An 18,508-nucleotide genomic window follows, 5' to 3' on the forward strand; every position below is an offset into this window, starting at 1 on the left:
ATAAGTGGTATTTGGATGCTTATGGAGTTAAATAAATGTTATTAAATAAAGGACTATTTATTATTAGCAAAGCTCTATTGTTACGTGGAAATAAAAAATACTCAACCTGAGTATTTAGGTGAACTCAAATAAACATATTTTGCCTACAGTAAACGATGATGTCTGAAGTTGATGATAAATTAAGTTTATGTAGTATTTTTCTTCTGTGCGTATCGACGGTATGGGGGCTGATGAATAGGCTTTCTCCTATTTCTTTGCTGGTTTTTCTCAGTGCCAGTAATCTGAGAATATCCTGCTCCCTGTTTGATAGGCCACCCAGTAAATGCTGGACTCCGTAGTTTTTATAATAGATAGTTTCATATTCTTCATTGTCGTTCAAAATTCTGGCGTAAGCCTTTATAGGTTGGAATAAACCATCTTCATATACAGTGAAATGTCCCAGGCCAATAATAGGTTTTCCTGAATCGTCGAGTACAAGCGGGATTTGGTTTTCTACGACATTGACGACTTTGTCAGGTCTTATCTGCAAACGATAATTATACTGGAAGCTCATTTTTTTTCGTTCGGATTCCCTAATCTGGGTCATGCAGAAAGTCATTAAGTCTGCTAGTGCTATTAGCCATACCTGTATGTCTTCCTGATGGACCTTGCTGAGGAAGTATTTTATACCTCCAGCATATAGTTCTTCTTTGTCTAAGCCTGTGGCATATTGAATGTTTCGACTGATGAATTCGTAAGAGTACGTGGAGGTATTGGTAAGCATGAGGAAGGTGGAACTTGGAGGAAGTATATTGTCTATTTCCGAGAGGCGTTTCACATGCGCATCTACTATTTCATCATAGTAGCTTGTATTCGTTTTGAATACTTCGGCATATATCGATAAATCAAATGTCATAGTTGGGGTTATGAGATTTATCTAAAGATACTAATTTTGGAAGAATGGTAGACGCTTAGAATGCATATTAATTGCTGCATTCATTTGGACAATGTTAATATTCCCATGTTTTAGGCTTAGCAAGGCTGTAATTATTACCAATACCCTCTCCAAATCAGCAATCAATCAGAATAATAGTATTATAAATTTAAAAACGTTAAAATTTAAATGTATATATAGTAGTATAGCCTTGGATGTGTAGGCTTCCCCTAATTTTGGCCGCAAGAATTAGAGTTATAAATTATAAACTATTTCCATATTTGTCTAGCCATATGATTGCATCCTTGTAATCAGGATAGTATGACTTTAGCATTGTCCAAAATTTATGGGTATGATTCATTATTACTGTATGAAGCAGCTCATGTACTATCAGGTAATCAATAACAAACATAGGTGCTTTTATCAAACGCCAATTTAATGAGATGTTTTTTTCTTTGGAGCAGTTGCCCCATTTTGTCCGTTGATTGCGAAGGTATAATCTGTTATAGTTGAAGTTTAATTTGCCGGCCAATTCTTCGGTTCGGTTTGCAAGGTATTTCTTTGCTACATCGGTTAGCCATTGCTGCTGAATGGTTTTATCTAGTAGATTTCTCTTTGCCCGGATGGTATTATGTTCATGGTCAACTATTACTTTATGCTCATAAGTCAAATCATAAAAATAGCTGTACCTGTTTCCATACAACAGTATTTGGTTTCGTTGAAGATTGATTTTTGACATGCCTTTAAAAAATTTCAAGTGCTTGTCAATCCATCGTTGCTTTTTCTTTAGCAATGCTATAATTTCATCCTGTGAGAATGTCTCGGGGATAATTATACGAACACGACCGTCTTCACTCACCCTTAAACGGGCATGTTTCACTTCTTTTCGTATTAATATGTAGTTATCCGGTAATACCATTAGTTTAGGCTGTAGTTTTGTAAAATAGCTTTCATTATCCTCTCCCAAAGTTCTTTCTGCCCATCTATCTGCAATTCCTCAAATTTTGGGTTAACGGACAAGAGCTCCATGTCTGACTGAAGTCTTTCATATTCTCTTGGTACATCTTGCCAGCCGATGTAAATTTTCTTCTTAATCACATTCTCAAAGGCGGTTACCGTATGAAGAGATTAAAACCATGATTGAATCAGCTTGTGCTAAATTAGGATCAGTTATTGTTTCATTCATAAAAGAAGCTGAGTTAATCAAGCTATTGGATGAAGGCCACATTTTCTACTCAATGATTTGCAGATCTACTAATCTTACTTATGAAAAGGAGACATCCGTATCGACCATACCTGTTATAAAAAATCCCTTCGGTATTATTGAAAAGGCACGCTCACATTTCCATGATGAATTTAGGAAAGCTGAATCTTACCTGGGAGGTGCTAAATATTATATGCGTAATAGCGAAAATAATTTGGCAGCCCATTCTTTGCACCAGGCAACAGAGCACACCTTGCGTGCTTTACTAATCTCTCTAACTTCCCATTATCCTTATGGACATAATTTATCCAGAATGTTACGATATAGCCTGCGACTTACAACTGCGCTTAATGAAATTTTTCCACAGGGCACGGATAAGGAGCACGAATTATTGGTACTGCTGAATAAGACGTATACCCACACTCGTTATAGAAATGATTATGTGATAAATGATAAGGATTTGAATATTTTATTGGATCGTGTTACTTTATTTCAATCGACTGCGCTTAAAGTACTCGAAGAAAGACTGAATAGCTTTTGTCTGTTGGCAGAAAATTCTTGAGCCACCTCTGATTTAATCCACGTGTTCAATATATCGTTTCCTGAATGATACAATATTAACCCGAAATCAAATAAGCGGCAATCATTTTTAAATATCGGCAATTGGTAGTCAATGATTTTTAAATGGAAATCAAATCGGAGCTTGTGCAGATTGTCTCGTCCTTGCCGTGATTACGCTATTGTATATCAGGCCCAAAATCTATCTAATTCGAGCAATATTGGGAAAAATCTGTCCAAATCGATCAAGTTTGAACAAAAGTGGAAAAGTAGCTCTACGCGTACTAGTATTTTTGTAGTGACAAACATTCAGCAAAAGAATTAAAAAATGAATGCTGTGGCTAAAATGGTAAATCGCATTACTGAAGAATTAGTTTTTAAAGCTATCGTTTCTGTAGGTAGGTATTCGCTGTTAGGCATTGTTGAGCATAACTCCACATAAAGCAACACTGATGTGAAAGTATGTTATTGAGACTCAATAGTCTTGTTTAACGTAATACTCCAAGTAGTACTATGAATATAATTGGCCTAAATTAAGTTCATCGTTATGGATAAAGGGAATATCTCCGAAGTGTCACCAAACGTCGCAACATCTCATACATCGTCAGAGTCTTCATCTACTATGGATACTCATAACATGATGTCAGTAGACTTGGGGTATGAACAAAATTCTCAAATTATGGAATCACTTCGCGTATTTGCGAGGATTCTGTTATTAGTGCAAATGCCAGAAGCTAATAATACGAAAATTGTCAACTTACCCCTAATGCCTAAAAAACGAGCTGCATGAGTAGTTTAAATGTTTTTGCCCAATTTGGTAACTATTCAAAGAAAAAGGCGGCCCAAATAACCGACCAAGCTGCAATTGTTTATACACGTGTATCAAGCAAGGAACAGGCAGATCATAATCTAAGCCTCGATGTTCAGCGGAAAGCTATCGAAGATTATGCACAACGGAGTAATCTTGCTGTTATTGGTTATTTTGGTGGCACCTACGAAAGTGCTAAAACTGATGGCCGTAAGGAGTTTATGAGAATGTTGGAATTTATTAAGAAGCATAAAGGAAAAGTAAGTCATGTGCTGGTTTATACCCTCGATCGCCTTTCCAGGACTGGTGGCGATGCTATAAAACTGGCGGAAGAGTTAAGGGATAAGTATGGCATCACTGTATTTGCGGTTACTCAGCCGGCAGACACATCTAATCCGAGTGGTGTATTACAGCAGAGTATTCATTTTATATTCAGCCAATATGACAATCAGCTTCGTAAGCAACGGGCAATGGCTGGCATGAAAGAGAAATTTGATAAAGGTATCTGGGTCAGTAAACCTCCGCAAGGGTATGATATTGTGAGAACGAATGGGCAACGAAAGATTGTTGTAAATGAAGTGGGGGAAAAGTTACGAAAGGCTTTTATCTGGAAATCGGAGGGAATGAAAAATGAGGAAATCATTTTGAAACTAAGGGCTATGGGTGTTAAGATGTATAAACAACAACTTACCAAAATCTTTAAGAGACCCTTTTATTGTGGTATTATCAATCATGGATTGTTAGAAGGGAAAATAATGGAAGGTGAGCATGAAAGGATGGTTAGCCCGGAAATCTTTTTAAAGGTGAATAATATTCATACGGGTTCCGTTGGTTATGGTGTACCACACAAAAAAGAAGATAGTGCGTTGCCACTAAAGGTATTTATCAAATGTAATATGTGCCACCAGCCATTTACAGGGTATGTTGTAAAGGCCAAAGGACTATGGTACTATAAATGCCGTACTGATGGTTGTAAGTGCAATAAAAGCGCTAAACGAATGCATGAACTATTTGAGGGGCTATTAAACAGGTATTGTGTACAAGAAGAGCTAATAAAGTCATTCAAATCAGTACTTATCACTGAATATAACGAAATGAACAAGGGTAACCTGGAACAACAAGACATTCTAACCAGCCAGTTAAGGGAAATAGATAAAAAGATAGATAGCCTGGAAGAAAGCCGTTATGTACTAAAGGAGATGCCCCAGAAAACTTTTGATAAGTTTTACACACGTTATATTAAGGAACGCGAAAATATAGCCACCCAATTGGATAAATGTAGGCTGAGCATTTCGAACCCGGAAGAAGCTATTCAATATGCACTATCACTTTCTTCTAAACTGCCTATGGTATGGCATTCCAGTGATGTTGGTATGAAAGAGAAACTGCAAAAACTCATATTCCCAGAAGGAATCGTCTATGATCGCAAAAATGAGGTACTTCGAACCGGAAAAGTAAATGAAATATTCGCGCTCATCGCCCACCTGTCGGGTAATACCCCCGAAAATGCAAAAGGGACAAACCATCCTTCTGATGATTTGTCCCTTTTTGCGGACTGGACGGGACTCGAACCCGCGACCTCCGCCGTGACAGGGCGGCATTCTAACCAACTGAACTACCAATCCTTCCCGTTGGGGTTGCAAATATAGAACAATTAAAATGATTTTACCAAAAGGAATTTGAAAATTTCTTCAAATTATTTTTTTCTAACCGCTTAATTGTAAATCTATTACGCTTGATTGTTTTTGTGAAATCCGCTACTGTATTGGGTTGTAGGCTGTGTTTGCTATGTAGCGTCCTGTTCAGGAAGACCCGAAAAAAACTTTGAAAAGTGCTGGAGAGAGGGCTATTGGAGGAACAAAATGCTGCAATAATGCAGGGATAAGTTACTAAAATAAAAAACCCCGGTGAAAACCGGGGTTGCTATTTAACGCTATAATTTGTTGCCTTGCACAAATTGTCTGGCTATAATACATAGTATTTTGGACCATCTAGTATATCTTCTTTCGGCGCTTCATACTGCTCATGCAGCATCTGACGCAAGTCTCTTTCAATAGTACGCGCAATGGTAGTCACTGGCGTATCTGTTGGCTTATTCTCGAAAGGATCCTGTAAACTGATACCCATACGCTCAATCAACAGGAAAGAGGCGGATATCGCGATCACCAGCGGAATCTCCATAAACCCTAAGGAATCTATAAGAGCAAACGGTAACAGCAGAATGAAGAACAGCACGGTAAAATGCGTGTACAAGCTGTAGGTTGCAGGAAATACGGTGTTCTTAATACGCTCACATTTACCCATCGCATCACAAAGTCGGCTCAGCGTAGCGTCAATAGATACCTGTTGATAACTATTGATCCACTCATTTTCCAATGCCAGCTTGATATCCTTTCCATGTAAAAGCAACAGGGCAGCCGGTACATTGTCATACTTCATCACATAGTTCAATTCTCTCCGTGTCAGCAATCGCTCCAGCCCCTTTACCGGATCCGTTTTGCGTAATGACTGACCAAGGCTGAAACACCATGCTGCCTGCCGCTTTATAAAGCGTTCTCTGAATTGTTCTAATTCTTCTGATGGATAAGCCGTTGCTGTTAAACTTAATATCTGTCTGGACAGAGAACGTGAGTCATTTACTATCGCACCCCATATGCTGCGCGCTTCCCACCAACGATCATAAGCCTGATTACTTCTGAACGCCAGCAATAACGACAACACCGTTCCCAACACCATAGGTACAGCTATGGGAATGCTGATATTTTTCATATTATACTGATAGTACAGCATATTAATTAACATACTGTAGATGGATACTATCAGGATCTCATATTTAATCTTGCCAAATACATATCCAAATGGAATGTTCTTTTTGAGCAGCATATAATACTGTTTATGGGTTATTCAGATGCCAGTAACAACGATGAGATGGTCGCTTTTACAACAATTTTCCTGCTTCCCGGTAAAACTGCATTCAGCTTAGGGAATTTAGACTTGGCAATCAGTTTGGCAGGATTGTAACTGCGTTTCCCTGGGGCATTATATTCCAGGTCGGCAGGTTGTAAAATCACATCTATATTGTTGGCAATACAAAAATTCTTAAATGCAACACCGGTATCGCCGTGGAAAAATTCCACTTTCAGTTGACGTACACTGGAGGCATATTTATTCCTGATAATCTCACAACCATCCTTGAAATCGGCCGTAATCAGGTCTATATGCCTGCTGTTACGCGTGAAGGTGACAAGGTCGAAAATTGAATCAGGCATACGTAAGGCATGCATGAAAATGATATTGATCATTTCTTCCGGATACTGCGATACTACGCTGTGTACATAACCGAGAGATCGAATCGAAAAGTCTGTTGGAATCAGTACATTTTTCATAGCTGTTGCATTTGAATACAAAACTATGCGTACCTGGTTAGAAGCCGGTAAGAAGCGGGTTAAAAGATGGTAAGAATGTGGTAAGAAAACGGTAAGAAACGCCCCGTTTACAGCGGTAACTCAATCCTGATCTCAGTTCCGACGTTTACTTGGCTATTAACTATTATATCTCCCTTATGCATGCGTATGATATTCATAGCCAGTGGTAAACCGATGCCGTAACCCTTGAACAGGCCCGTATTGGACGCGCGGAAGAATGGAGAAAATATATAAGGAATATCCTGCTGAGGGATACCGATCCCCTGGTCTTTAACAATTATTATTACTTTCTTATCTGTAGCCGCCAGCGCAATAGATACTGGCTGATTATTGGAGTATTTACAAGCATTCATTACAATATTACTCAGCGCCAGCTCCAATAACTGTGTATTGCCTTTCACTGTGAGCTTTTCCTCTTCTTCCGGAAACAGGCTGTAGTCAATGTTTACATGGCTACCGGGAATCATCTTATCAATGGTGTCTTTCACAGTGAACAGCAGCTCATCCGTTCTAACCTGATCCCAGTCTTGCTTTTTGCCATCGAAGCCAGTTTGTGCCAGGTGGAGCAAACTCTTAGTAATATGCTCTAATCTGCCTGCTTCTTTCAGGATGTTCTCCATGGCATATTTATAGCTTTCCTGGCTGCGGTCCTTATTGAGCGCCAGTTCTGCCTCTCCGATGATGGCTGTCAGCGGAGTACTCAGCTCATGAGATGCATTACTGACGAAGTTATTCTGGGTTTCAAATGCCGTTTCCAGCCTGTCCAGCATATTGTTAAATGTACCAGCCAGCTCATTGATCTCGTCGCCACTTTTGTGTACTTCCAGCCGCAGATGCAGATTCCGCGAACTAATACTTCGTACCTGCGTCATGATACGCCGTATGGGCTGCAGGATATACCTGGAAAATATCGCGCCCACTACCACCAATATTACTGCAGATACTGTAAAACAGATAAGTAATATCTTCCGTAACCAGGCCATATATTCTGCACTGTACTGGTTAATGGCGGATACAATCACGATATATAAACCTTGTTTCGATTTATAGAGTACGCCTTCATAGAAACGATTTCCTTCCCGAAAAGTACCTCTGTGCTGCGTGAGCACATTCTGGTAAAAGGAAACTGGCAGGGCGAGACTACTGTCTTCCTGAATCTTTCCACTACTATCCACCTTTAAAAAATATTCTCTTTCGGCAGGTAGTTTTTCCAGATGTTCCTCCCGGATTTCATTATAGATGACAGAATCGGATTCATAATAGGGAAGAGTGGCTTTGGCAGCCAGATAGGCACGTATTTCCAGGCGCTTGTAGAAGTCCTCAAAGGAATGCTGATTGGCGAAATAATACACCAATGCCCCCATCACCATAATGGTAGATAAGGTAAGTCCTGCAAATACTGTCAATATTTTATGCCGTATCTTCATCTGGTGTAGTCTCCTTCATCATGTAACCCAGTCCTGTTACGGTTTGTATCAGTTCTGGCTGATTGTTTTTATTTATTTTTTTGCGGAGGTAATTAATGTAAACATCTACCACCTTCGTATTCATATTAAAGTCGATGCCCCATACCTGCTCCAGGATTTCCATCCTGGAAAGCACCCTGCGTGGGTTCTTCAACAAGAATTCCAACAGTCGGTATTCCGTTGCTGTCAGTTGAATGTTGTTGCCTGCGCGGGTGGCCGCTTTGGTATCTGTATCCAAAGAAAGATTCCCCATCTGCAATAAGGAACTATTAATAACTGGTACGGCTGCATTACTCTTCCTGCGTAGCAAACTCCGGATTCTTGCCTCCAGTTCCGCCAGTTTAAAGGGTTTTACGAGGTAGTCGTCTGCGCCGCTATCCAGGCCCATCACAATGTTTTCTGTAGTGCCCAAAGCGGTCAGCATCAAAATGGGGGTAGCGATGGCTGCCCCTCGAATGGCTTTACATACTTCAATACCATTGAGCCCTGGTAACATCACATCCAGGATGATGAGTGTGAAAGAATGGTTGTCCAGGGCCAGTTTCAAGCCTGTGGCGCCATCCGGCGCTACGGAGACTTCATATCCGGCTTCTGTCAGTCCGCGGGTAATCACGGATACTACAGCTGGTTCATCTTCTATGAGTAATAATTTCATCTTGAACAAATATAGGGGATTGCAATTAGCTATCCGAATTGTCAGAATTCCCGGATGCATTTCAGGAAAAAAATTATCTTTCGATGAGAATTCCCCGTTATGTATAAACGTTCGTTTTATTTGACCGCATGTATTGTTGCAGGTGTGTTGATATTATCCCAATGTATAGGCAAAAAAGCAGACCCCAGAGGAGATGCTTTTTCGGGAGATGCGTCCTGCTCCAGTTGCCACCCTTCCGCATTTGCTGCACATCAGCATTCTGCTCACGCTTTCGCCAGCGCTCCCGCTGACGCACATACGATTTTAGGTAAATTCATCGCTCCACATGATTCCTTCCTTTTTCCAGGAAACGTAGTGGTCAAAATGGAACAAAATAATAATCGTTATTACCAGTCGGCCTACTTGAATGGTCAACTCCGCGAGCAGGCTACCTTTGATATTACTATCGGCCAGGGACGCAAGGCACAGACCTATCTCTCCTGGCACGACAATAAATACTTTCAATTGCCTTTATCCTGGTTCAGGCCTGTGATGAATTGGGCAAACAGCCCGGGATTCCCTGCAACCTATCCCTATTATAAACGGGAGATCGCCAGCTCTTGTTTCGGCTGCCATAGCTCTTATGTAAAGTTCGAAACCAGTTTTGAAGGCGTCCGGAAAATGGAATCTTTCCCGGAAAATAAAGTGGTGTTTGGTATCACTTGCGAACGCTGTCACGGACCTGCGCAGGAACATGTGGCCTTTCATATGCAATACCCCGATGAAAAGACGGCACATGCCATTACCCGCATAGGCCAGCTTTCCCGGCAACAACAAGTGGATATGTGTGCCGTATGCCATGCCGGATTGAAAACGCCTCAGCGCGACTTGTTCGAGTTCAGGCCCGGCGACCGGCTGTCTGACTATATTATGGCGGATTATTTTGCTACTCCCGCCGAGCAATCGGCCAATGATGTACATGGCAGACAATACCAGTTACTCACTGCCAGCAAATGTTTCCGTATGAGTAATCAGCTGACCTGCACCACCTGCCATGATCCACATGAGGATAAACGCAATGACCTGACCGCCTATACGAAAAAGTGTATGAGCTGCCACCAGCCCGGAAGTACGAACTTCTGTACACAAAAAGCAGATATGCAGGTTTTACAGGAAAAATGTATCAACTGCCATATGCCAGAACAGCCGTCCGGAGTGATTACCCTGCTGGCCAGCGGACAACAGCAGCCTGTTGCAGACTCGCTTCGCTCACATCTCATCAAAGTATATCGTTGACCTGCCGGTAAGGAAAATGACCTTTGATATGTTGATTTAGGTAGGTCCCTTTGCTCGTGGCAGCCTTCAGCGCCTGGAATATCTTCTGAGGAACATGCAGGTAATCATACACGCTGCCTGACTGAAAAACAATTCTCAGGACATGCTCCTTATTGGAGTAGCTATAACTGGCAATGACAGTAGAAGGCATATCTTCCTGGCCACAAGCATCATACCTGATTAAAGGCTGGGACTGGCTGAAAATACCCTGATTCTGTCGGATCTGCCCCCACTGATATTGCCAGGGAAGCTGTAATTTTCAGGTATAAATGATCTGTTATGGAAAGACCAAATGTCACTACTATCGATGCCTATATTGCGACTTTCCCGCCCAAAGTGCAGAAAATTTTGAAAGAGGTAAGGAGTACCATTAAAAAAGTGGCTCCAAAGGCGGAAGAGAAAATCAGCTATGGCATTCCTACTTTCGCGCTTCATGGTAATCTTGTCCATTTTGCCGGTTATGCGCATCATATTGGCTTCTATCCTGCCTCTTCAGGGATTAGCCATTTCGAAAAGGAGTTGTCTTCCTATAAAACTTCCAAAGGCGCTGTTCAATTCCCCATTGATGCGCCTATGCCCTTGGAATTAATCACCACCATCACAGCGTTCAGGGTAAAAGAAAATGAAGAAAAAGCGGCTGCAAAAGTGAAAAAAACGAAAAGTGACTCCCTGGTTCCCGGATTGTCGGCCCCCGCATGCAGAGCATTGGCAGGAGCAGGCATTACTACTTTAAAACGATTATCCGGCTATACAGAAAAGGATATACTGCAGTTACATGGCATGGGCAAATCCTCCCTGCCTATAATGCGGGAGGCATTAGAAGAAAAGGGGCTGTCTTTCAAAAGCTGATATTCTTAAAACAGTGTTAAATTTCTTCTAATCCGCCAGGTGAAACAGAAAGCGGTATAATAACTGAAGGGACTATACGTTTTTGAGCTACATTTGAGAAAGAAAAATTATTTGCCAACAAAAAATAGTGACGCTAGCATCTCAAAAAAATATAGGCCATCAATCATGAAGAAGAACATTATCCTGTCCGCCATAGCTTTAGTAATGACCTCCAGTGTATTTGCACAAACCAAACCGCTGATTGGTATCACTTTTAAAGGGAAAGACAGCACTACTTACCAGGCATCTATTCAAAATACCGTGGAAGACGCATTCCTCCGCAGTAAGCGTTTCGACCTGGTGGAAAGAGGGGAAATGGAGAAAGTGAAAGCAGTAGGTTCCGAAAGCGGCGCCATTACCGAAATGAAAGAAAACAATGCACAATACCTTCTGCTGGGAAATATCGTGAGCGTCATTGAGGATCAGAAACAATCTAAAGTACCAGTACTAGGTACTACCGTTACGCCGCAGGCTGAAATTATTTTCAATGTGAAAATAATGGATGTAAACACCGGCGAACTGGTAGCTTCCAGCAATTTCGATAATATCGGAAAAGGCAAGAACGCTTTTAACGATGCACTGATGGGTATCCGCACTCGCCTGGACAAATTCATCCGCGACAACTTCAAACTGACTGCCACCATTGCTTCCATCGAAGAGAAAAATACCTACGGCGATGCCTCCAAAGTATTGCTGACCGCTGGTAAAGCCGTGGAAGTAAAGGAAGGAGATGAATTTAAAGTGTATGAAAATGTAGAGGTAAATGTGGATGGTCGTAAAATCAATCGTAAAAGAACCATTGGAAAAATTGTGATCTCCCGTGTGGAAGATGAACATTTCTCGGTTTGTACAGTAGTAGAAGGAGCCGGAGAAATTACGAAACTCACAAACAATGGAGCTACCCTGCGCTGCGAGCTGACAGGTGAGGCGCCTAAGAAACTATTCTTTCAAAAGTAAGCCATAATTATAAATAAGGGAGAAGCTGTCTTAAAGTCATTTAAGGCAGCTTCTCCCTTTTTATGCGCCCTCATATCTGACTTAACCCCATATTCGGTTTGTCCGCTTCCAGTAGAATTTGTCCGGAACTGAACAGAAAATCACCCGCCTCTGCCATGCTTGTATCTGCTTAAATCCTTTATGGTAGCTGTTTTAGGTAATATGACAAAAGATGGTACTGTTTCTGTAAAATCTGGCATATAATCCTCATAACTATGTATAAGCAAATTTTCGGCGGACTCTTTTTATTGCTGGTGGCTATGACAGTATCAGTAAACGTTTCTGCCGGTCAGCCTAAAGCAGTATATGTTTCCGCTTTTATATTGCGTTGCGACAGCCTCTTCTGGAACGCGTACAACAACTGTGATATCAACAGGTTTCAGTCCTATCTGTCTTCAGATGTGGAGTTCTTCCATGACGTAGGTGGTCCGTTGTTTGGATTACCCGCATTAACAGCCTCTGTGAAGGATAATCTGTGTAAAGACAGAGAGAAATTCAAACTGCGTAGAGAAGCGGTTCCTGGAACCGTCAAGGTATATGAATTGGAAAAGAACCATGAAGTATATGGTGCAGTCATTTCCGGCGAACACCGGTTTTATGTATCAGAAGATGGAAAACCAGAGCGACTCACTGGTATCGCCAGGTTCACTCATCTATGGATGTTGCAGAATGGCGAATGGAAAATGACCCGCATCATGAGTTATGATCATCGGGAGGTGAATTAACGGGCGAAAACCTTTTCCAGAAAGGCAGACATGTATTGAATAGTGGGTGAGAACCATGGCTCGAACAGACAAAAAGTATGTGGCGTATTGTCGAATTCATGTACTTCTGTGTAAATATTTGCACTTTGAAGTATGTTGATAAAATCCGTTCTGCCGGCATGGAACCTGGGATTGGAGCTATTGATAAATAATGTTGGCGGCGTATGTGCGTTGGCGTAACTAAGGGCAGATGCCGCATGCCATTGGTCTGGTTGTTCTTCTTTCGTATAGCCGAACCAGTAAGTAGCAGCAGAAGTGGATTTACTGTCGTTGCCTTCGGCAGATTCGGGATGAATGAAAGCGAGTATCCCATCTATAGAAATGATAGCTTGTACATTGCTACTGGCTTTCAGTTTCGCCGGATGCTCCAATGCAGTAAAACCATTGGTGCTTCCTATGAGGGCGGCTAACTGTCCGCCCGCTGAAAAGCCTGCAACAGCAATACGGGTCGTATCAGTATTCCATTTTTTATGATGCACCTTTATCCATCTGAGAGCTGTTTTCAGGTCCTGTATCGCCGTCGGAAATAAAGCATCCGTGGATAACGTATACGATGGTGCATAGCAAATGTATCCCTTCGCAGCCAGTTGTGCCGCCATGGCACGATGCTGCTGGCGGTTACCACTTCTCCACCCGCCGCCATGGATGATCAGCACGCCCGGTAAAGGTCGACGCTTTCCGGTAGGATAGAAAACATCCAGTTGTAAATGATTATAATAAGTTATGTTGGTGTCCATCGCCACGCCTGTAGGTAGCGTATCCGGGGCTAAGCGGATCTCCGGCCATTTTTTAATGGCATTACGATAAGCGGACGAGTTGTTAAAAGAAGTGTCAGGGATATGCGTAATGCCGGATGTTTGCTGGGCAATACTTTCCAGGGCACAGGCACTCAGTAGCAGTATAGCGAATATAGTTTTCATAACGTATATCCAATATACTAAACCTTCTGGAATCGCTGGTGTACAAAATGATAAAACAAAGCGCCACAGAGGTAGGCAACTCCATCGAGGATATCCGCGGTGTATTTTGGAGAAAACGCAGGCATGACAACCTCAAAAACAATGGTGGTATACAGGGCGATGAATAGCAGGTAACGCAGTGGATACGTGTACTGGCTGTCTCTCAAAACCACCGTACGAGTAAAAGTAAGCGCCAGATGCGCGATAACAGGCACGGCTATAAAATCGGTCAGCTGTCCGTTCAGCCAGGGAATCGGTGCTCCCCAGCGCCTGCAACTATGTATGACTATCCATATCACACAATAGCCGATAAACAGTGGATCAAACAGCTTTTTCATTTTACAACACAAAAGTAATGGCCGCCGCCAATGCCAGCGTAACAAGACTTACCATCAGCGCTGCCATGTAAAAGGCGGAATTTTTTAAAGTCTTCTGCACTATATTATCCGTTGGCTTTAATGGAAAAGCCATCTCCCGGATACGTTGCCATAGCGTCTGTTCCTTTTCTTCCTCTGGTAACATATTATTTATATTTAGTACAAATGTACTAAAAAATAGTACAAATGGCCTAATTTAATTTCGAAGTGGTATTTCACCCTTTTTGCAGGTGATGTTGCCTTAATAGCAGTATCATACAAACAGAACTATATGACAATTGCTAAATACTGGGGTTTTCTGCCATTGTTGGCAGTAGGGGTAACTGCTTTTGCAAATAATAACACTGATGAACAGAAAGAACTAAACCGGAAGAATACGATTCGTTTGGTGATGAAGCATATCCGGGAAGAGCATTATGCTCCTAAACCGCTGGACGATGCTTTTTCAAAAATAATCTGGAAGAAATATTTACAGGCGTTAGATGCCAATAAAAGTACTTTTCTCCAATCGGATATAGTGGCTTTACAGCAATATGAAACAAAGATAGATGATGAATTGGAGACGCCGTCCCTTGAGTATTTCAACGCTATTTTTCGTATATCCATGCAGCGTTTGCAGGAATTACAACCGGTATATCGTGCGTTACTGAGCAAGCCAATGAGTTTCAGGGAAAATGAAACCTATCAGCCTGATCGCAGCCAGGCTGCCTTTCCATCGGATGTTGCCGCCCGAAAGGAAGTATGGCGTATAAGTTTGAAATACCAGGTTTTGCAGAAAATGGTAGAAATTCAGCAGCAGGATAAGACGAAAAGTGATGTAGTGGCCGAACAGGAAGCCAGAAAAGCCGTATTGGCAGCTATCGACGGACTTTTCAAAAATCTGCTCGCCAACACGGCTGAAGATGATCGTTTTAGTGCCTATATGAATACGATCACATTAGAAATGGACCCGCATACTTCCTATATGGCGCCGGCGGATGCTGGAATACGTGAATCGATGATGTCTCATCGGTATTATGGATTGGGCCTGGAATTATCAACGAAAGATGGCGCTATTGTTATTAAAAGAGTGTTGTCTGGCGGTACCGCTGATCAGAGTGGATTTTTCAGCGTAGATGATCATATTCTGCAACTGAGCGACGATAATGGCAAAATGGTGGATATTTCCGGGATGAGCATTGTAGAGGTATCAAAGATGATTCGCGGAGAGAATAATACTTCTTTGAAATTGCTGGTACGCAAAGCTTCCGGGGTGGAGAAGATAGTAATCGTAAAAAGGGGAGAGATTAAGGAAGACGCGAATGCCGCGAAGAGTGCAGTGATTACACAAGGCGAAAAGAAACTGGGACTTATCCAGCTGCCGGAGTTTTACTATGATTTCAAACGTCCGGAGGGGGCTCGTTGTGCGGCAGATATCGCAACAGAAGTACAGAAATTAAAAGCAGAGAAAGTAGATGGAATTATAATTGATCTCAGAGGTAATCCGGGTGGATCGCTGGATCAGGTGGTAGCAATGACCGGACTTTTTGTAAAAACAGGGCCGGTAGTACAGGGAAAAGACAGAGCAAATATTGAGTCATATCGTATCCAGAACGGGGATGTTCCCTTGTATGACGGGCCTTTGGCGGTTATGATTGACGAAGGTAGCGCTTCCGCTTCTGAAATATTTTCAGCGGCCATACAGGATTATCGTCGCGGCATTGTAATTGGCAGTCCTTCTTCCTACGGAAAGGGTACCATGCAGAATACTTACCCAATGGGTAAATTAGGAGATGAAGAGAAAGGTATTCCTGATGTCAACTATGGTTCCCTGGCGCTCACTATCAAGAAGTTTTACCGTATCAACGGCGGCACTACGCAGCTGAATGGCGTTATACCTGATATCATTTTCCCAAGCAAGAAACAATTTGCCAAAATACGGGAACGCGACAACGAATCGGCGCTCTTATCTGATTCTATTCCGAAGGCTTACTATATGACTACCAGCACTGGAGAGGCATTGCAAGCTATCGCAGTAAAGGCGCAGCGCCGGATTGATCAGGACACTGCCTTTAATTTAGTGAAACGGGATGTAGCCTGGTTAAAGGCACATGAGGGGATTGTATTCAGTCTTGAAAAGAATGCATTTAAAAAACAACAGAACGAAATCCAATCTTATAATAACGCCATTGATAAGGCATTAAAACTGCCAGCTGATCAACAACTGGCTATCAAAGGCACTTCCATTAAACAACCATCACCAGACAAACTAGCTAAATACGAAGAATGGATGAACAATTGCCGTACCGATAGATATCTTGCCGAAACAGTAGAAGTCCTGACGGATATGACGGTCAAATAGCCTGTGATATAGAAAAAATCCGGATTTTAGTCTATTTTGCGTTGATAAATTAATGGAGGGGGCAATGGAATATGTATCAACCAAATTCGATGGAACCGGCTTCCTTTGAGGAGCTTTTCCGTACGCACTATTCTTTTTTATGCGCAACTGCTTACTATGTCGTAGAAGATGAAGATACTGCCAAAGATATTGTTCAGGATTTTTTCCTCTATTGCTGGGACAAGCGACAAATTATTCAGATTACACAAAATTTTAAAAGCTATGCCACGCGTGCGATACGTAATGCCTGTCTGAACTACCTGAAGAAAAAAGGTAAAATAATATTTAACGACCCTTCCAGTTTTCCTGATGAGGAGATACCGCCGGCCGAAGAGGATAAAGAACTGGAAGAGACACGAAATGCCGCCTTATGGGCGGCTATCGGTCGTTTACCCATACAACGGCAACGCATATTTTTACTGAGTAACCGCGATAACCTGAAATATAAGGATATCGCTGATCAGCTAAATATTTCCGTTAATACTGTCAAAACACAAATTAAACTAGCCTACCAGTTTCTGAGAAAAGAGTGTGAGTGGATGATCATCTGTATCGTCCTGATATTATTATTTTTTGAAAAAAAATAATTTCCTCTTCACCCTTTTTTTAAAGATGGTTGCCTTTAGTATATATCGTTATGGATACACCAGGAAACGACATTGATTGGGATAAACTACTGGATGCATTGGAAAATGCAGATACTTCAGCGCTGAATGAAGACGAGCTGGCTATGTTAGATGCCGCGAGAGAAATGAAGCGCAGGGTAAAGGTGGCAGACAAGTTCCCTACAGAAGAAGGATGGCAGCGGTTTGTAGCAGCACGCGACAAACGGCGGCTAAAGGTGAGCTGGCGCAGACGACTGACAGTAGCGGCGGCAGTGTCCCTGCTGGCGATAGGCACTGGTACATGGTGGTTCCAACATAAACAAACGAAACAGCAACAGCTGCCTGTTATTGCGCAAGCAGATCTGAAACCACAAAATGGCATTCAAATAAAACTGTCCGATGGCAAAGTGCTGACATTGGATAGCACTGGTACCATCGTTCAAGGTATCAATGGGACTACGATTAAAGCCGGCAGTACAGGAATTGTCTACGATGCTGGTACTCGACCGGAACCAGGAATAGTACAATACGATACCCTGGTTGTGCCTAGAGGTAATAAAACGCGTATAGCCCTTGCCGATGGTACGCAGGTATGGGTAAACGCGGGATCTGTGCTGATTTATCCCGCGGCCTTTAATGGCCAGTCCAGAGAAGTAACCGTGCAAGGGGAAGCCTATTTTGACGTGGCTGCCAGTGCGCAACGCCCGTTCAGGGTACATGCTGAAAATGTAACAGTGAATGTCTTAGGTACTTCTTTTAATGTAAATACATACAATTCTAAAACCATACAAACTACACTGACCAGTGGTAAAGTAAGTGCAACCGCCAATGGAAAAAATGTGATACTGTTGCCCGGACAACAGGCCGTGTATCACGCACAGACGGCCGATTTGCAGCAACTGACAGTAGATGTCAGACGCTTTACCGCCTGGAAAGATGGAGATATCTATTTTGAAGAATCTAATTTATCAACCATAGTAAATAGTCTGGGCCGCAGCTTTGATTATGAATTTAAGTTTGAGGATGCATCATTAGAGAAATTGAATTTTACACTGGATATGAACAGACCTGCTAATTTACAACAGGTGCTGGATCAGATCAGGATTACCAACGGCGAAATTTCATTCCGGGTACAAGGCAGAACAATCTATGTAACGCATACTGCACCGGCAGGACAATGAACAAACAGGTAGAAA

General features: G+C 42.1%; 18 protein-coding genes, 1 tRNA gene and 1 pseudogene. 9 read left to right on the forward strand and 11 right to left on the reverse strand.

The features are described 5' to 3' along the window. Positions 1 to 124: 124 nt before the first annotated feature. Positions 125 to 895 (reverse strand): response regulator transcription factor, encoded by a 771-nt coding sequence (locus CLV59_RS09645; RefSeq protein WP_111591827.1) that lies wholly within the window; start codon positions 893 to 895, stop codon positions 125 to 127. 280 nt (positions 896 to 1,175) lie between these two features. Further along, positions 1,176 to 1,793, reverse strand: coding sequence for a M48 family metallopeptidase (locus tag CLV59_RS09650; protein ID WP_211323785.1), 618 nt, complete (start codon positions 1,791 to 1,793; stop codon positions 1,176 to 1,178). Positions 1,794 to 2,049: 256 nt separating this feature from the next. Here CLV59_RS09650 and CLV59_RS09660 point away from each other — a divergent pair, with 256 nt between their 5' ends. Both CLV59_RS09660 and CLV59_RS29430 read left to right on the forward strand, forming a co-directional pair. Next, positions 2,050 to 2,679 carry a HEPN domain-containing protein gene (locus CLV59_RS09660; protein ID WP_111591830.1) on the forward strand — a complete coding sequence of 210 codons (630 nt, stop codon included), beginning with the start codon at positions 2,050 to 2,052 and terminating at the stop codon, positions 2,677 to 2,679. A gap of 782 nt (positions 2,680 to 3,461) precedes the next feature. Then, positions 3,462 to 4,286: pseudogene (locus tag CLV59_RS29430) on the forward strand (recombinase family protein); the annotation flags it as partial. Between the two features lie 748 nt (positions 4,287 to 5,034). Here CLV59_RS29430 and CLV59_RS09675 read toward each other — a convergent pair. From CLV59_RS09675 to CLV59_RS09695, 5 genes are all read right to left on the reverse strand, one after another. Further along, positions 5,035 to 5,108: transfer RNA gene (locus CLV59_RS09675), tRNA-Asp, on the reverse strand. Between the two features lie 340 nt (positions 5,109 to 5,448). Next, positions 5,449 to 6,366, reverse strand: coding sequence for a bestrophin family protein (locus tag CLV59_RS09680; protein ID WP_111591832.1), 918 nt, complete (start codon positions 6,364 to 6,366; stop codon positions 5,449 to 5,451). 17 nt (positions 6,367 to 6,383) lie between these two features. Next, complete coding sequence (locus CLV59_RS09685; RefSeq protein ID WP_111591833.1) at positions 6,384 to 6,869, reverse strand: hypothetical protein; 486 nt, start codon at positions 6,867 to 6,869, stop codon at positions 6,384 to 6,386. Between the two features lie 107 nt (positions 6,870 to 6,976). Beyond that, on the reverse strand, positions 6,977 to 8,335 hold the full coding sequence (locus CLV59_RS09690) for a sensor histidine kinase (RefSeq protein ID WP_111591834.1): 1,359 nt from the start codon (positions 8,333 to 8,335) through the stop codon (positions 6,977 to 6,979). Next, positions 8,319 to 9,029 (reverse strand): response regulator transcription factor, encoded by a 711-nt coding sequence (locus CLV59_RS09695; RefSeq protein ID WP_111591835.1) that lies wholly within the window; start codon positions 9,027 to 9,029, stop codon positions 8,319 to 8,321. Before CLV59_RS09695 ends, CLV59_RS09690 begins: the two co-directional genes overlap by 17 nt. A gap of 120 nt (positions 9,030 to 9,149) precedes the next feature. Between CLV59_RS09695 and CLV59_RS09700 the strand changes: the two genes are divergently transcribed. Continuing rightward, positions 9,150 to 10,304, forward strand: coding sequence for a multiheme c-type cytochrome (locus tag CLV59_RS09700; protein ID WP_170137697.1), 1,155 nt, complete (start codon positions 9,150 to 9,152; stop codon positions 10,302 to 10,304). On the opposite strand, the gene CLV59_RS09705 is transcribed toward CLV59_RS09700, so the two are convergent. Continuing rightward, positions 10,288 to 10,494, reverse strand: a complete 207-nt coding sequence (locus CLV59_RS09705; RefSeq protein WP_111591837.1) for a KTSC domain-containing protein — start codon at positions 10,492 to 10,494, stop codon at positions 10,288 to 10,290. The genes CLV59_RS09700 and CLV59_RS09705 overlap by 17 nt on opposite strands. A gap of 128 nt (positions 10,495 to 10,622) precedes the next feature. Between CLV59_RS09705 and CLV59_RS29190 the strand changes: the two genes are divergently transcribed. The 3 genes from CLV59_RS29190 to CLV59_RS09720 all read left to right on the forward strand — a co-directional run bounded on the left by CLV59_RS29190 (position 10,623) and on the right by CLV59_RS09720 (position 12,952). Continuing rightward, a complete protein-coding gene (locus tag CLV59_RS29190) occupies positions 10,623 to 11,192 on the forward strand; it encodes a DUF1801 domain-containing protein (RefSeq protein WP_111591838.1) in 570 nt (189 codons plus the stop codon). A gap of 165 nt (positions 11,193 to 11,357) precedes the next feature. Continuing rightward, a complete protein-coding gene (locus CLV59_RS09715) occupies positions 11,358 to 12,188 on the forward strand; it encodes a hypothetical protein (RefSeq protein ID WP_111591839.1) in 831 nt (276 codons plus the stop codon). 254 nt (positions 12,189 to 12,442) lie between these two features. Next, the gene (locus CLV59_RS09720; RefSeq protein WP_111591840.1) at positions 12,443 to 12,952 is read left to right on the forward strand and encodes a nuclear transport factor 2 family protein; all 510 of its coding nucleotides are present in this window, start codon (positions 12,443 to 12,445) and stop codon (positions 12,950 to 12,952) included. On the opposite strand, the gene CLV59_RS09725 is transcribed toward CLV59_RS09720, so the two are convergent. From CLV59_RS09725 to CLV59_RS09735, 3 genes are read right to left on the reverse strand one after another with little or no spacing between them, the layout of a single operon-like run. Next, complete coding sequence (locus CLV59_RS09725; RefSeq protein WP_111591841.1) at positions 12,949 to 13,911, reverse strand: alpha/beta hydrolase; 963 nt, start codon at positions 13,909 to 13,911, stop codon at positions 12,949 to 12,951. The two genes, CLV59_RS09720 and CLV59_RS09725, sit on opposite strands and share 4 nt — an antisense overlap. A gap of 17 nt (positions 13,912 to 13,928) precedes the next feature. After that, positions 13,929 to 14,288: a hypothetical protein gene (locus CLV59_RS09730; protein WP_111591842.1), complete on the reverse strand. Its 360-nt coding sequence runs from the start codon at positions 14,286 to 14,288 to the stop codon at positions 13,929 to 13,931. Between the two features lies 1 nt (position 14,289). Then, positions 14,290 to 14,472 carry a hypothetical protein gene (locus CLV59_RS09735; protein ID WP_111591843.1) on the reverse strand — a complete coding sequence of 61 codons (183 nt, stop codon included), beginning with the start codon at positions 14,470 to 14,472 and terminating at the stop codon, positions 14,290 to 14,292. Positions 14,473 to 14,598: 126 nt separating this feature from the next. Between CLV59_RS09735 and CLV59_RS09740 the strand changes: the two genes are divergently transcribed. The 3 genes from CLV59_RS09740 to CLV59_RS09750 all read left to right on the forward strand — a co-directional run bounded on the left by CLV59_RS09740 (position 14,599) and on the right by CLV59_RS09750 (position 18,493). Continuing rightward, the gene (locus tag CLV59_RS09740) at positions 14,599 to 16,668 is read left to right on the forward strand and encodes a carboxy terminal-processing peptidase (protein WP_111591844.1); all 2,070 of its coding nucleotides are present in this window, start codon (positions 14,599 to 14,601) and stop codon (positions 16,666 to 16,668) included. 89 nt (positions 16,669 to 16,757) lie between these two features. After that, positions 16,758 to 17,294, forward strand: a complete 537-nt coding sequence (locus tag CLV59_RS09745; protein WP_170137698.1) for an RNA polymerase sigma-70 factor — start codon at positions 16,758 to 16,760, stop codon at positions 17,292 to 17,294. A gap of 50 nt (positions 17,295 to 17,344) precedes the next feature. Continuing rightward, positions 17,345 to 18,493 carry a FecR family protein gene (locus tag CLV59_RS09750; protein WP_111591846.1) on the forward strand — a complete coding sequence of 383 codons (1,149 nt, stop codon included), beginning with the start codon at positions 17,345 to 17,347 and terminating at the stop codon, positions 18,491 to 18,493. Positions 18,494 to 18,508 lie beyond the last annotated feature (15 nt).

It is taken from the genome of Chitinophaga dinghuensis, from assembly GCF_003259435.1.
In the GTDB taxonomy this organism is placed as follows: domain Bacteria; phylum Bacteroidota; class Bacteroidia; order Chitinophagales; family Chitinophagaceae; genus Chitinophaga; species Chitinophaga dinghuensis.